The following is a 15,559-nucleotide window of genomic DNA, read 5'->3' as shown; positions in this document are numbered from 1 at the left end:
TACTAAAATTCCCTTCAATTTGAAAACTACATAAGTTTTCAAACAGGGAGTGCAAAAGTAGGTATTAAAATTCAATTTACCAAACAGTTACAAAAATTAAATCGCTCATTATCAAAATCCAAGCTCAAACAAACCTTCTTGTTTTTATTTCTTCCACAAGGAAAAAATATTTTGACAAAAATTTATTACAGACTATTATTACAAAATAAATTATTGGAAAAATTCTATAATCGTTGCCAACAAGCTATATATAAGGCTTTTTCAACAAACCAACATTAAATTATTATTTTTGATTAATTAAAAAACTAACAGAGCAAAAATCTTTAAACACAAAAAAAGCGAAACATTTCTGTCTCGCTTTTTTTTATAAAAATATAATAAAATTATACTTTGATCTCTACTTCAACCCCACTTGGCAATTCAAGTTTCATTAATGCATCGATAGTTTTTGATGAAGATGAATAAATATCAATCAATCTTTTGTATGACATTACTTCAAATTGCTCTCTCGCTTTTTTGTTTACGTGCGGAGAACGTAGTACAGTGAAAAGTTTTTTGTGAGTTGGTAACGGAATTGGACCTGTTACAACTGCTCCAGTAGTTTTTACTGTTTTTACGATCTTTTCAGCAGACTTATCTACCAACATGTGATCGTAAGATTTTAGTTTTATTCTGATTTTTTGACTCATTTTCTTAAGAATTAAGCGTTACCTTTTGCTTTTTTAATTACAGCTTCTGAAATATTAGAAGGTGTTTCTGCATAGTGAGAAAACTCCATTGTTGAAGTAGCTCTACCAGAAGATAATGTTCTTAATGTTGTTACATAACCAAACATTTCTGATAAAGGCACATCAGCTTTAATAGTTTTAGCACCGTTTCTGTCACCCATGTCATTAACCTGACCTCTACGACGGTTGATATCACCTACGATATCTCCCATGTTTTCTTCAGGAGTAATAACTTCCATTTTCATGATTGGCTCAAGAACAATTGCTCCAGCAGCTTTCGCTACTTCTCTATAACCCATTCTTGCAGCTAATTCAAAAGAAAGAGCATCAGAATCGACAGGGTGGAAAGATCCGTCTGTCAAAGTTACTTTCAAACTATCCACTTGATAACCAGCCAAAGGACCAGTTTTCATAGCTTCACGGAAACCTTTTTCTACAGAAGGGATATATTCTTTAGGAACGTTACCACCTTTTACTGCATTAATAAACTGTAATCCTACAGGAACTTTACCGTCAACTTCGTCAGCTGGCTCAAGTGTAAATACGATATCACCGAATTTACCACGACCTCCTGATTGTTTCTTGTAAGTCTCTCTGTGAGTTGCAGATCTTGTAAACGCTTCTTTATATTCAACTTGAGGCTCACCTTGGTTTACTTCAACTTTAAATTCACGTTTCATTCTATCAACTAAGATATCTAAGTGAAGCTCACCCATACCAGAGATAATAGTTTGCCCTGAAGCCTCATCTGTTCTAACAGTAAATGTTGGATCTTCTTCAGCTAATTTAGCCAAAGCCATACCCATTTTATCAACGTCAGCTTTAGTTTTAGGCTCAATTGCAATACCAATTACCGGCGCAGGGAACTTCATAGACTCAAGAATGATTGGGTGTTTTTCATCACACAATGTATCTCCAGTTTTGATATCTTTAAATCCAACAGCAGCTCCAATATCTCCAGCCTCAATATATTCGATTGGATTTTGTTTATTAGCGTGCATTTGGTAGATACGAGAAATTCTTTCTTTACTTCCTGAACGAGTGTTCAAAACATAAGAACCAGCATCCAAACGACCAGAGTAAGCACGGAAGAAAGCTAAACGACCTACGAATGGGTCAGTAGCAATTTTAAATGCTAAAGCTGCGAACGGCTCTTTTACATCTGGACGACGTAAGATTTTAGTTTGATCTTCTTCTAACAATTCAGCATCATCAGGGTGAATACCTTCAATACCTTCTTTATCCATTGGAGAAGGCAAGTATTTACATACTGCATCTAACATGAACTGAACTCCTTTGTTTTTGAAAGAAGAACCAGCGATCATCGGGATGATAGCCATATCCATAGTAGCAGCTCTAAGAGCGTTGTTGATTTCTTCTTCTGTAATAGAGCTTTCATCTTCCATGAATTTCTCTAATAAGTTTTCATCGTAATCAGCAACTGCTTCAATAAGAATAGATCTGTATTCTTTTACTTCAGCAACCATATCAGCAGGAATTTCAACAATATCAAAAGTTGCCCCTTGAGTTGCATCATGCCAAATGATAGCTTGGTTTTTTACTAAATCTACAACACCTTTGAAATCATTCTCTTCACCAATTGGCAAAGTGATCGCAACAGCATTTGATTTTAACATATCACGAACTTGTTGACAAACTGCCAAAAAGTTAGATCCCTGACGGTCCATTTTGTTAACGAATCCCATACGAGGAACTCTATATTGATCAGCAAGTCTCCAGTTAGTTTCTGATTGTGGCTCAACACCATCAACAGCAGAAAACAAGAAAACTAATCCATCCAATACACGTAACGAACGGTTTACCTCTACGGTAAAGTCAACGTGTCCAGGAGTATCAATAATATTAAAGTGATATGGTAATGATTCCGGCAAAAGTTTACCTTGCTCAGTTGGAAAATTCCACTCACAAGTTGTAGCCGCAGAAGTAATTGTAATACCTCTTTCCTGCTCTTGTGCCATCCAGTCCATTGTTGCAGCACCATCGTGTACTTCACCAATTTTATGTGACTTTCCTGTATAAAAAAGGATACGCTCAGTTGTTGTTGTTTTACCAGCATCAATGTGAGCCGCAATTCCAATATTTCTTGTATATTTTAAATCTCTAGCCATTTCTTTACGAATTAAAATCTAAAGTGAGAGAAAGCTTTGTTAGCTTCTGCCATCTTGTGAGTATCCATTCTTTTCTTAACAGCAGCACCTTCTTCTTTAGCAGCAGCTAAACATTCTGACGCTAAACGTTGTGCCATTGATTTTTCGTTTCTTCTTCTAGAATAAAGTATTAACCACTTCATTGCCATAGAAATTTTTCTGTCTGGTCTAATTTGCATTGGAATTTGAAATGTAGCTCCACCAACTCTACGACTACGTACTTCTACGTGAGGCATAACGTTTGTTAAAGCATCTTTCCAAATTTCTAATGAAGATTTTTCTGAATCTTGCTTTTTAGACTCAATGATGTCAATAGCATCATAAAATACTTTGAAAGCTGTAGATTTCTTACCGTCCCACATTAAGTTGTTCACAAAACGTGTTACCAGTTGGTCGTTAAACCTCGGATCTGGTAAAAGTGGTCTTTTCTTTGCCGCTCTTTTTCTCATGTCTTTTTTTTAATAAAATTTCACACTCATTTCAGTCGTGACAAATCACGCCTCTACGAGAATAACGTTTTAAATTACTTTTTTGCTTCTTTTGGGCGTTTAGCACCGTACTTAGATCTTCTTTGCGTTCTTCCTGCAACTCCTGACGTGTCAAGCGCTCCACGAACGATATGATATCTAACACCTGGTAAATCTTTTACCCTTCCACCTCGCACTAATACTATCGAGTGCTCTTGTAAATTGTGTCCTTCTCCAGGGATGTAAGCATTCACTTCATTACCATTTGTCAAACGTACACGCGCAACTTTACGCATTGCAGAGTTTGGTTTTTTTGGTGTAGTAGTGTAAACACGCGTACAAACCCCTCTTCTTTGAGGACAAGAATCTAAAGCAACCGATTTACTCTTCTTAGTGATCTGAGTTCTTCCTGTTCTTACTAATTGTTGAATTGTTGGCATAATTAATACTAAAAATTTATTATGTATATTAAATTCCCGCTTTTTACGGGGTTGCAAATGTATAAAATATTTTTCACTATACAAACGTTAATCCATTAATTTTCAATAACATTATTTAAGCTTAAACTTTTACAAACAAATAATAGATATTTGCAATACTTTTAATTAATGAAACATTTGCTTTTGAAACATTTAGCCTTTTTACTTTTTTTCAGCTTTAGCATAAATTCTTTTGCGCAAAATTTTCATTTAAAAATTATTGGAATCAGTGCGTCAGAAAATCAAATCATTGATTCATTGAATTACAAAACAAAACATATTGATATAAAATCATTATTCAACGAAATAAATAATACCTCTGAAAACTTACATAAAAAAGGGTATTTAGAAATCAAAACAATAGAGACCACCCAAATTAACGATTCAACTTACAACTCACAATTAATTCTTGGCAGCAAGATAAAAAGCATACATATATATATAGGTACAAACAATCCATTATTTGAAACAAACGAAACAAAAAACGATACTATAATTATCCCTTACAACACTATTGAAAATTACTTAAATCAAAAAAACATTGAAGCAGAAAAAAAAGGTTTTGCTCTAAATAAATTAAACCTAACAAATATTCGAAAGAAAAGCGAAGTGATTTATGCCGACTTAAATTTTAATTCCGAAAAAAAACGCGCTATAAATTCGATTATCATAAATTACGCAAACAACAATCGCAAGGAATACTTCCCTAAAGAGCATCTGAAGCAACTTAATAAAAAATACCTAAACAAAACATTCAATCAAGACATTACAAAAGAATTAAACGAAGACATCAACCAATATACTTTTGTATCACAAACCAAATACCCGGAAATTTTATTTACAAAAGACTCCACAAAAATTTATGTTTACATTGAAAAACGAAAAGCAAATAATTTTGATGGCTATATCGGATTTACAAATGACGAAAATAAAAAACTAAATCTAAACGGATATCTCGACATCACATTACAAAACACACTTCGGGCCGGTGAGCAATTTTCTTTGTATTGGAAAAGTGACGGAAATCAACAACGCACCTTTGACACTAAATTAGAAATCCCTTATATTTTTAAATCCTCACTTGGAATAAAAGCACAGCTAAACATCTTTAAACAAGACAGTACTTTTCAGAATTCAAAAACTGCTATTGACTTAGGTTATTATTTAAACTATAATTCGAAAATTTATTTAGGCTATCAATCTACTGAATCCAGCGATATTCAAAACACAAATAACACATCGATTAGCGATTTCAAAAATTCCTATTTCACCACCAGTTTTGATTATAAAAAAACAGATATAACAAATGATTTCTTTCCAAAAAAAGGATTCATCAATTTGATTATTGGTTTTGGAAAAAGAAATACTAACAATCTACCAGAAACTGCTCCTTCAAGCAGACAAATTTACAGCAATATTAATTTTGCTTACAATTTTGAACTCAACAAAAAAAACTTTGTGTTTCTAAACTCCCAAAATTTCTATCTCAAAAGTGACAACTACATTACTAATGAATTATTCCGTTTTGGAGGAATGAATTCAATTAGAGGTTTCCTTGATAATAGTTTGCAGGCAAATTACACCTCTGCTTTATTAACAGAATACAGATACACAATTACATCAAGCCTATACATAAACACAATTATAGATCTCGCATTCTATCAGGACCAGACCAAACCAACAAATAAAAACAGAATTGAAAAACTAACCGGGCTAGGCCTAGGAACAGGAATACAAACTACAAATGGCTTATTGAAAATAACGCTATCTAACGGATTTGAGAATATTAATGAATTTAAATTTTACAGCAGTATTGTAAACTTATCTTATAATGTGAATTTCTAAACCAAAGGATCACTATTAAAACTTCAACATAAACAGCACCTGGATTAAAGTTATTCGTAAAACTTCAAAAAACAACAGAACTTTCCGCTCCTCCAAACTTCATTAGACGTTTTATTAAAAAAGTCATAAGGATTCCAAAAAACATCAAATAAAACCACACAATAGCCAAAACTGACTATTTATTAAAAAAACAATAAGTAAATTAACAATAAGTTAAAATATGTACTGCTAAATACTTGTTTTTTAATAATCATACAAAAAATTATAATAACACAAGAAAATCAACAGAAAGCAATAAAATCACAAAAAAAACTGTTAAACAGATAAAAAAAACAAGGTTAAATCAATAAATATAAGAAACTTCTTATGATAAAAAAATAAAAAGCTAAAAATTATATAATTTTAATTTAATTAACATAAATAAAAATCAATACAAATAAAACATACTAAAAAATGAAACATTCTTAAAAAAAAAAGAAAAAAAGCAAAAATTCTTCAACATAAACAAAACAAAATATTCAAATACAGCGATATGTTTAAAAGATTTTTGTGTTAAAATTGAATATAACAGCAAAAAAGATTGAATCATTATTAGGAAAGTTAACAAATTATTAAGAGTTTTGCGAGACTAATTCAAAATATTTAAAAATGAAACTAAAGTTCAATGGATTCCTAGTGCTTTTATTAGTACTAGTAGCGCAACTTACTTTTGCGCAAGAAAGAGCTGTTTCAGGAACTGTTACCGATAATACAGGCATGCCTCTTCCAGGTGTAAGTGTATTAGTAAAAGGGACAAAATCTGGAACTCAAACCGACTTTGATGGTAAATTTTCTATCAAAGCATCATCTAGCCAAGTTTTGGTATTCAGTTACATTGGGATGAAAACCCAAGAAATTGCAGCTAGTTCTACTACAGTTAACGTAAAATTAGCTGATGATTCAGTAGAATTAGAAAGTGTTGTAATTACTGCAGCATTAGGTATCAAAAGAGAGAAAAAATCTCTTTCTTATGCCGCACAAGATTTAAAAGGAAGCGTTCTTAATGAAGGTGGTACAAACAATGCTGTATCTGCTTTATCTGGTAACGTTGCTGGTTTACAAGTAACAGCTCCATCAACAATGGGAGGTTCTACCAGAATTGTAATGAGAGGTGTTGGATCTGTAACAGGAGAAAACAGACCTTTAATTGTAGTTGATGGTATTCCATTAGACAACGGAAACTACAACACTACAGCAACTCAAAGAGGAGCTGGAGGTAGAGATTATGGTGATGCGTCTGCGGATATCAATCCTGATGACATCGAATCTGTAACAGTATTAAAAGGAGGTCCTGCTGCTGCTCTTTATGGAAGTAGAGCTGGTAATGGTGCTATCTTATATACCACTAAATCTGCTAAAAAATCAGGTGGAAAATCTGAAATTTCATTTAATACAGGTATGACATTCGAGTCAATTTACATCATGCCTAAATTACAAGACGAATACGGTGGAGGTAGCTCTACAACATTCCAAGATCAGGTAATTAACGGAAGAACTTATAAAATAGCAGATTACGCAACAGACGAAAGCTGGGGACCTAAATATGATCCAACTTTAATGTATTTGCCATGGAATGCTTTTGATCCAGAATTTGCAAATGATTACTTAAAAGAAAGAGCTTGGGTAAAATCTCCAAATGATGTAGAATCATTTTTTAGAACAGGTATCACAAGAAATAACTCTATTTCGTTTTCTAAATCAAGTCAGGATTCAGGAGTTAGATTTTCTTACGCAAATCAAAAAACTGAAGGTGTTGTACCAAATTCTAGTTTAACTAAAAACACATTATCTATCAATGCTAACGCAAAATTAAGTGAAAAACTTAAAGTTGAAGGTATGGCTACATACGTACAAACAAGAGGTTTTAACAGACCAGAAGTTGGGTACGGAGATAATGGTTTAGCACAAAAATTCTTCCAATGGGGACAAAGACAACTTGACTTCAATGAAATGAAAGATTACAAATTAGCAAATGGAGCTCAAAGATCATGGAATAGAATTGCTTGGAATGATCCAACTCCAAACTATTCTGACAATCCATACTGGATCATCTATGAAAACACTTCAAGTGATAAAAGAAATAGAGTTTATGGAAATAAAATAACTTATAACTTTACTCCTGAATTATATGCAGTGGGTAACGTTTATGCTGATACTTACTCATTAAATATTAATGAGCAGGTAGCAATAGGCTCTCAAGCTACTCCAAGTTTCACAACAAGTGCAAGAAATTTAACTGATTTCAACTACGAAGGGCGTTTACACTACGATAAAAAATTCGATAAATTCAGTTTAAATTCATTTGTTGGTGCTAACAGAAGAAGTTACAATTTCTCAAGAGTAACTGGTGCTACTGTAGGAGGTCTATCATTACCTAACATCTACAACTTATCAAATAGTGTTGCTCAGGCATCTGGAACTAATTTTGAAGAACAAACAAGAACAAACAGTTTATACGGTTTCCTTTCATTAGGATATGATGATTTCTTATTCTTAGAGGTAACAGACAGACAAGATTGGTTTAGTACTGTTAAAGAACCTGTAAACTACGCTTCTATCACTGGAAGTTTTATCTTCTCAGAATTAGCTAACGTTTCTTGGTTAAATTATGGTAAAATTAGAGGAGGTTGGGCTCAAGCAGGAAATGCAACAACAGCTTACCAATTAGCTAACTACGCTGTAATTGACACTCCTTTTCAAGGTGACCCAAGATACAGCCAACCAAACTTAGCAGGTAACCCAGATTTAGTTCCTGAGTTGAAAACTACAAAAGAGATAGGTTTAGAATTAAGCTTATTTGACAGAAGACTTGGACTTGACCTTACTTATTATGATGTCGTTACAACAGACTTAATTACATCTATTCAAGTTGATGGAGCTACAGGATACAATGCGAAATTATTCAATGCTGGTAAATTACAAAATAAAGGTATTGAAGCAACAGTAACAGCTAACCCAGTAAGAACAAATGATTTCAGATGGGATATCACTTGGAACTTTGCTAAAAACGAAAATGAATTAGTTGAGTTAGTTGATGGAACGAATGAATTGTCAATTGCAAACGCACCTTTCCAAGCTAGATTATTAGCAGTTGTAGGACAACCGTTTGGTCAAATTTACGGAACAGATTTCACTTACGATGCAAACGGAAATAAAATAGTTGATGCTGACGGAGCTTACGTTCCTTCTGCTCAAAAATCATTAGGAACAACTACTCCTAAATACAATATGGGTCTTAGAAACAGCTTTAAATACAAAAATTTAAGTTTTGGATTCTTAATTGATGTACAAGAGGGTGGTAATTACTTCTCAACTTCTCACATGTGGGGTTCTTATTCTGGTATGTTAGAAGCTACTGCAGCAAATGGAATCAGAGAGAACGGAATTGTTGTAGATGCTGTTTATGCAGATGGAACAAAAAATACATCTAATTTACCTGGACAAGCATGGGCTCAACAACACTACGGACTTGACGCTATGAACGTTTTTGATGCAAGTTATATCAAATTAAGAGAAGTAACTTTTGGATATTCTTTACCTAAAAAAATAATCGGACCATTATCAGATATAAGATTCTCACTTTTCGCAAGAAACTTATTCACATGGGGATTAGATTGGGACGGTATGGATCCTGAAATGGCATCTTATGGTAGTGGTAACACGCAAGGTCTTGAAGGTGGTTCATTGCCATCAACTCGAACATACGGAATGAATCTAGAATTAAAATTCTAAAAAAAAAAATAAGATGAAAAAATTATTCATATCAATACTATCATTCGCAGCACTACTTACAACAACTGTAAGTTGCGATGATCAATTAGAGGACATAAACAAAAACCCTAATGCACCTGAAATTACGCAAGTCCCTGCTTTTGGTGTTTTCAATAGCGCTTCTGCTTTTGTAATGACAGAATCTAGAGGAAGTTTTTCTTCTGGTAGAATGGCATTACCTTGGGTACAATATTCCGCACAAAGAAACTATACTGAAGAAGACAGATTCCAATTCAGAGAAGTTACCAACCAAGCATTGTATCTAAATTATTATTTAGCTGCTCAGGATTTTAAAACTGTAATTGATTTAAATACTAATCCAACAACTAAAATTGCAAATGAAGCTTATGGTAATAACACCAATCAAATTGCAGCTGCAAGAGTAATGTTAGCCTATACTTTCTTGCAATTAGTAGATGCTTACGGTGATGTTCCTTATTACTCTTATGGTAATGCTGATCCAGATTTTCAGGCATTGCAAATTGACAAAGGTATTCTTAAACCTAAATTTGCATCTCAACAAAAAATCTATACAGATTTAATGAAAGAACTTAAAGAAGCTGCTGAAAGTGTAGTTACTTCTGAAACAGTTGTATTTACAAAAGGAGATAGGCTTTTTGGAACACCAGCGAAACTTGTTAAATTTGCAAACTCATTAAGATTGCGTATCGCAACAAGAGTTAAAGGTGTTGTTCCAGGAGCAGAAGCACATATCACAGACGCAATTGCTTCTGGTGTAATGACTTCTAATGCTGATAACGTAGGTGTCAAATATCAAAATGACCTTATCAACCCAAGTCCATTCTATAGAGATTTCTACATCTCAAACAGAACTGACTTTGCTATTTCAAATACACTTGTTGATTTGTTAAAAGGGAATACAGGAGTTTTTGGTCTTGATCCAAGGTTACAAAAATATGCTGCTCCAATTACTGCAACTAAAACTGCAGTTAGAGATAATACGTATGCAGAAACTGATGACTTATCACAATATCGTGGTATGCCTTATGGTATTACAAGTGCACAAGCTGCAGGACAGAGAACTAACACTTCTTTCTGGAGTAATAGTGTATTGAGAAGAGATTACACTGAAATACTAATGGAATATGCTGAAGTTGCATTTTTAGTATCTGAAAGCAAAGGGTGGTCTGCTGCAGAATACCAAGCTGGTGTAAGAGCATCTATGGAACGTTGGGGAGTAGCTACTGCTAAAATCAACGCTTACGTAGCTGCATTGCCTGCTCCAAACCAAGCAAATGTAATTACTCAAAAATATCTAGCTCTTTTCATGCAGCCATATGAGGCATATGCTGAATACAGAAGAACTGGATATCCGAACACACTTCTTCAACCAGGAGGAACTTACACATTCAACAATCCTGTTGATGGTGTAACTACTTACACGTTCACTGCATTAAACAATTTAACTGCAATGCCTGCAAGATTTACATACCCTGTAAACTTACAAACATTAAACGGTGAAAATGTTGCTGCTGCAGCTGCTGCTATTGGAGGCGACCAATTAGACACAAAACTAATCTGGGCTAAATAATTTATTTAAATTTCAGATTTACATATCAAACCACCCTGTTCATTCAGGGTGGTTTTTTTTTATAAAAACATTATACCTATATTTGCACCATGGAAAAAGAACATCAAATATTTGGCATCAGGGCCATTATAGAAGCAATTCAGGCAGGAAAAGAAGTCGATAAAGTATTTATACAAAAAGAAATATCAGGCGAATTAATGAAGGATTTAATGAAAGTGATGAAACGCGCTAACATTAATTTCTCTTATGTCCCGGTTGAAAAACTAAACAGACTTACACCAAACAATCATCAGGGTGCTGTTGCTACAATTTCACCTATTGGTTTTATCGATTTGGAACACCTGGTTGAATCAACAATAGCTTCAGGTACAAAACCATTATTTTTGATTCTTGACCAAATCTCCGATGCCCGTAATTTTGGTGCCATCATCAGAACTGCTGAATGTACAGGTGTTAACGGAATTATTGTTCAAAAAGCGGGTTCTGCTCCTGTAAATGGTGATACCGTAAAAACATCTGCGGGTGCTGTTTTTAATGTTCCTATTTGTAAAGTAGAGCATATCAAAGATGCTATTTTCTACCTGCAAGGTTCAGGTATTAAAACGGTAGCTGCTACAGAAAAAACTGAATCCAATATCTACGATTTACAATTAAACGAACCAGTCGCAATTATCATGGGATCTGAAGACAGAGGAATCAACCCTTCTGTATTGAAAATTGTAGATGAAAAAGCTAAACTTCCGATGTTTGGAACTATTGGTTCACTGAATGTTTCTGTCGCTTGTGGTGCCTTCTTATACGAAGCTGTTCGCCAAAGAAATTAAGTATTAACTCTCATTTCAGAGTATAAATATGTGTTGGCAAAAACTATTAAAATATACTATTATCTTTTTTTTAGCTTTTGCTAATCACATAACTTATGCTCAAAAAGAAAAACTCAATCAATTTACTACCGAACTATTATTCAACGGAACTTTAAGCGAAAAATGGGCAACCGAATTTTATTATAACCGAACGTCGAGCAGTACTTTAAACAACAGCAATATCTTTCACGAACCTGTTCAGAGTTCTTTTTCTGGCTGGGCAAATTATTACTTCTCCCCAAGATGGAAGTTTACTGGTGGAATTGCTTTTTACGATAATAAAAATGCCCCTGACATTGGACAATTCGACGCACCGGAGTGGCGTTTTACCCTACAAGGCACCTATTTTTTTCATAAAATTGGCTATACTTTAAGTACCAGAACAAGAACTGAATTAAGAAACATCAAAAATAGTGATGATGATTTCGAACAAGTCTTTCGATTTCGCCAACAGGTAAAATACCTGAAACCCATCAACAGTCAACTTTTACGACAAGGAGTCTTTTATGCTTTTGTTTCAGATGAAATATATCTTAAATCAAACGCAAAGGTAACCGGCCTTTCTTTTTTTGACAAAAACCGATTTAATATTGGAGGTGGTTATCTTATTACAGAAGACTTACAAGTAGAAGTATCTTATCTGAGTGATTATCAACCAAGAGATGCTTTAACCAAAATCACCAACAATATTTCTATTCAGGTAAGCTACAACAACCTCATCAGAAAAATAAGAAAGAAAATCAAAGAAGCTCCAAAACCAGATATTGCAGAAGATTCGATTCATTAAACTACTCTTTCTTTTCGTCTTCTGTTTTTAGCACTTCCTCATTTTTCAGGAAGCATTCTAATTGTTGTATTATAGCATTTTTATGCAATTTGAAAGTATAGGTTCGCATAAACTCGGTCCCTTTCATATTGATCGTAGCCGAAATGGCTTCGAACTTAGAAAAGACCTCAATATCTTTATCATCCATCAGATACAAAACCTGCATTATAGAATCATTATTCTGATATTGTGTGTCGTAATGAGAAAGTTTGTACGACTCTTTATTAGCCAATTGAATAACTAAATCATCCTTTATCTTTCTCCCTTCTTTTTTTGCAGGAAAAGGAGAAGGCTGCAAAGCAACAAAATAATGTTCTTTATCCGTTACAATATTAATCTTTAACGATTTTGACTGCGTATAATAAAACACTGTTGGATCAAAATAATAAATCATCGTTCCGTCAGCCTGTACTCTGTTTCTTACCTCACATTGAGAAAAACATTTTGCACTGACAAAAACTAATAAAAACAAAATAGAAAAGCTTATCTTTTTCATAATTAGAGAAATGAAATTAGAATATCCTTAACAAAAATAGTCATTTTAAATCAAATGAAAATTACCCTCTCCTATTTGTCTTCTTCATCAGATTTTGTGATAATATAGTGCACGGAAACATCAGAATTGAAATAAGTAGAACTATTTTCAGGTTCTTCTTCCGGAATTTCAGTATTGACAAAATTTCCGTTTTCGTCAAAATGTTTCATAAAAGCATCTTCTTCAGGATTGAAGTCAGGTTTTTGCCAATCATAGACAATAGGTTTTGTGTATTCTGGTGTTTTATAAAACATTGCTATTCCGAAACCTGTGATAAAACCTGCCAGATGTCCTTCCCAGGAAATAGACTGATCGACATCTGGAAAAACATACCAAATCATTCCGCCATAAAGCAAAATTACAGATAAGGAAAGCGCTACTAACCGGTAATATTTGGTTTGAATTCCTTTGAAAAATATAAAACTTACCAAAACATATATCAGTCCGCTGGCGCCAATATGATAATTTTCGCGGCCAATAATCCAGGTTATCAATCCTGAAAAAAGTATTCCGAAAGTGATAACGCCAAAAGTTTGTCTGGGATAAAAATATTGCATCGCTGCTAATAAAACCAAAAGCGGAATCGAATTGTTATACAAATGCCCTAAGTTTTCGTGAATAAAAGGGCTAAACAGAACACCTTGCAAACCGGAGAATTCACGAGGATAAACACCATGCTGGTAAAAGTCAAAATCGAAACGAATCTGAGCCCAGTAAACCACCCAAATGAAAAGCACAAAAAAAACCGGAAGCCCGATAACTGCATTTGAAAACTTAAAATGATTGTCGTTCATATTTAGCATTGATTTGAAAAGGAAGCATCAAAAAACTATCCAAAACTAATTTACTGATATTTTGTCAGCTAACTGAAAAACATTCTTTCGAAGCCGGATTTAGCCCTGATGGAAGCGGCATCCTTTTTATTTTTTCTTTAAAAATAAAAAGATACAGCGGACAGCAGGAAATAGCTCCTGAAAAAATTAAAAATAGTAATTTTACAAAATGGAAGCACCTTTAGCCGAGCGTATTCGCCCACAGCAATTAGAAGATTATATTAGTCAGAGTCATTTGGTTGGACCAAACGGTTCGCTGACGCAGCAAATTTCGAAAGGAATTATTCCGTCGTTGATTTTCTGGGGACCGCCGGGAACGGGAAAAACGACTTTGGCACAAATTATTGCACAGGAATCGAAGCGTCCGTTTTATATTTTGAGTGCGATAAATTCGGGCGTGAAAGACATACGTGATGTGATTGATAAGGCGAAACAAAGCGGTGGTTTGTTTACGGCTAAAAACCCTATTTTGTTTATTGATGAGATTCACAGATTTAGTAAATCGCAGCAGGATTCGCTTCTGGCAGCGGTCGAAAAAGGCATTATTACCCTAATTGGTGCCACGACCGAAAACCCAAGTTTTGAAGTTATTCCCGCATTATTATCGCGTTGTCAGGTGTATATTTTGAATGCTTTTACAAAAGATGATCTGGAAGCTTTACTGCACCGCGCGATGAAAACTGACTCGTATTTAGCATCAAAAAATATTGTTCTGAAAGAAACGGAAGCATTGTTGCGACTTTCCGGAGGTGATGGCAGAAAATTGCTGAATATTTTTGAATTGGTTGTAAACGCTTCGGCTGGCGATGAAATAATTATTACTAATGACAGAGTTTTTGAACTGGTGCAGCAAAACACGGTTTTGTATGACAAAACTGGTGAGCAGCATTATGATATTGTTTCGGCCTTTATAAAATCGATTCGTGGCAGCGATCCAAACGGTGCGGTTTATTGGCTGGCAAGAATGATTGAAGGCGGCGAAGATGTAAAATTTATCGCCCGAAGAATGCTTATTTTGTCCAGTGAAGATATTGGCAATGCCAATCCTACGGCTTTTATTATGGCTAATAATACCTTTCAGGCGGTGAGTACGATTGGCTATCCTGAAAGCAGAATTATTCTGAGCCAATGCGCTATTTATCTGGCCACTTCTCCTAAAAGTAATGCTTCGTATATGGCGATTGGAAATGCGCAACAATTGGTAAAACAAACCGGAGATTTGCCAGTTCCGATTCATTTGCGAAATGCCCCAACGAAACTGATGAAAGAGTTGGGTTATGGCGAAGATTATAAGTACTCGCACGATTATGCCAATAATTTTGCAGAACAGGAATTTTTACCTGAAGCGATAAAAGAAACGGTTCTTTATAATCCGGGAAGCAATTCCAGAGAGAACAGCAACCGCGAATTTTTAAAGAACCGTTGGAAAGATAAATATGGATATTAATATACT

12 protein-coding genes are annotated in these 15,559 nt (G+C 34.3%); 6 read left to right on the top strand and 6 right to left on the bottom strand.

Going from position 1 to position 15,559, the window contains the following annotated elements; genetic code table 11:
• Positions 1-383: 383 nt before the first annotated feature.
• The 4 genes from rpsJ to rpsL all read right to left on the bottom strand — a co-directional run bounded on the left by rpsJ (position 384) and on the right by rpsL (position 3,803).
• Positions 384-689 (bottom strand): 30S ribosomal protein S10, encoded by a 306-nt coding sequence (rpsJ, locus tag GON26_RS08665; protein WP_007803605.1) that lies wholly within the window; start codon positions 687-689, stop codon positions 384-386.
• 11 nt (positions 690-700) lie between these two features.
• A complete protein-coding gene (fusA, locus tag GON26_RS08660) occupies positions 701-2,857 on the bottom strand; it encodes an elongation factor G (protein WP_160374437.1) in 2,157 nt (718 codons plus the stop codon).
• A gap of 11 nt (positions 2,858-2,868) precedes the next feature.
• The gene (rpsG, locus tag GON26_RS08655) at positions 2,869-3,345 is read right to left on the bottom strand and encodes a 30S ribosomal protein S7 (protein WP_007803600.1); all 477 of its coding nucleotides are present in this window, start codon (positions 3,343-3,345) and stop codon (positions 2,869-2,871) included.
• Between the two features lie 74 nt (positions 3,346-3,419).
• On the bottom strand, positions 3,420-3,803 hold the full coding sequence (gene rpsL / locus GON26_RS08650) for a 30S ribosomal protein S12 (RefSeq protein ID WP_007136570.1): 384 nt from the start codon (positions 3,801-3,803) through the stop codon (positions 3,420-3,422).
• A gap of 297 nt (positions 3,804-4,100) precedes the next feature.
• On the opposite strand from rpsL, the gene GON26_RS08645 reads away from it, so the two are divergent.
• The 5 genes from GON26_RS08645 (at position 4,101) to GON26_RS08625 (ending at position 12,699) form a co-directional block, all read left to right on the top strand.
• Positions 4,101-5,687, top strand: coding sequence for a BamA/TamA family outer membrane protein (locus GON26_RS08645; RefSeq protein ID WP_317164693.1), 1,587 nt, complete (start codon positions 4,101-4,103; stop codon positions 5,685-5,687).
• Positions 5,688-6,335: 648 nt separating this feature from the next.
• Entirely contained in the window at positions 6,336-9,458 is a 3,123-nt protein-coding gene (locus tag GON26_RS08640; protein ID WP_160374435.1) for a SusC/RagA family TonB-linked outer membrane protein, read from the top strand.
• 13 nt (positions 9,459-9,471) lie between these two features.
• A complete protein-coding gene (locus GON26_RS08635; protein WP_160374434.1) occupies positions 9,472-11,049 on the top strand; it encodes a SusD/RagB family nutrient-binding outer membrane lipoprotein in 1,578 nt (525 codons plus the stop codon).
• Positions 11,050-11,138: 89 nt separating this feature from the next.
• Positions 11,139-11,873: a 23S rRNA (guanosine(2251)-2'-O)-methyltransferase RlmB gene (gene rlmB, locus GON26_RS08630; RefSeq protein WP_160374433.1), complete on the top strand. Its 735-nt coding sequence runs from the start codon at positions 11,139-11,141 to the stop codon at positions 11,871-11,873.
• A 28-nt stretch (positions 11,874-11,901) separates the two neighbouring features.
• Positions 11,902-12,699: a DUF2490 domain-containing protein gene (locus GON26_RS08625; protein WP_160374432.1), complete on the top strand. Its 798-nt coding sequence runs from the start codon at positions 11,902-11,904 to the stop codon at positions 12,697-12,699.
• 1 nt (position 12,700) lies between these two features.
• Here GON26_RS08625 and GON26_RS08620 read toward each other — a convergent pair whose 3' ends face one another.
• Both GON26_RS08620 and GON26_RS08615 read right to left on the bottom strand, forming a co-directional pair.
• The gene (locus GON26_RS08620) at positions 12,701-13,234 is read right to left on the bottom strand and encodes a hypothetical protein (RefSeq protein WP_160374431.1); all 534 of its coding nucleotides are present in this window, start codon (positions 13,232-13,234) and stop codon (positions 12,701-12,703) included.
• Between the two features lie 71 nt (positions 13,235-13,305).
• On the bottom strand, positions 13,306-14,067 hold the full coding sequence (locus GON26_RS08615; RefSeq protein ID WP_160374430.1) for a rhomboid family intramembrane serine protease: 762 nt from the start codon (positions 14,065-14,067) through the stop codon (positions 13,306-13,308).
• Between the two features lie 208 nt (positions 14,068-14,275).
• Here GON26_RS08615 and GON26_RS08610 point away from each other — a divergent pair, with 208 nt between their 5' ends.
• A complete protein-coding gene (locus GON26_RS08610; protein WP_160374429.1) occupies positions 14,276-15,553 on the top strand; it encodes a replication-associated recombination protein A in 1,278 nt (425 codons plus the stop codon).
• Positions 15,554-15,559 lie beyond the last annotated feature (6 nt).

Origin of the sequence: Flavobacterium hydrocarbonoxydans, from assembly GCF_009789235.1 — a bacterium.
Classification (GTDB): Bacteria; Bacteroidota; Bacteroidia; order Flavobacteriales; family Flavobacteriaceae; genus Flavobacterium; species Flavobacterium hydrocarbonoxydans.
The sequence above is the reverse complement of the archived record's forward strand: the minus strand, read 5'-3'. Positions and strand labels throughout refer to the sequence as shown.